Below are 236 nucleotides of genomic sequence, written 5' to 3' on the forward strand. Positions count from 1 at the left end.
GGCAATTCGTCGATGCTGGTGCGGCGGATGAACTTCCCCACTTTGGTAATGCGAGGGTCATCCTCCATCTTGAACATCAGACCGTTCATCTCATTTTGCGCCATCAATTCCTTTTTACGGGCTTCGGCGTCCACATACATGCTGCGCAGTTTGTGGATATAGAAATACCGGCCGTTCAACCCTACCCGCTTCTGTTTGAAAATCAACGGGCCGGGGCTTTCCAGTTTTAAAGGAAT

Annotated in this window: 1 protein-coding gene; it reads right to left on the minus strand. The window is 50.0% G+C overall.

Annotated features, from left to right (window positions below):
• Positions 1–236: sugar transferase (locus tag H6B10_RS16515; RefSeq protein ID WP_204652474.1), on the minus strand; the 236-nt coding region annotated here is incomplete at both ends.

It is taken from the genome of Gemmiger formicilis, assembly GCF_016901605.1.
Classification (GTDB): Bacteria; Bacillota; Clostridia; order Oscillospirales; family Ruminococcaceae; genus Gemmiger; species Gemmiger formicilis_B.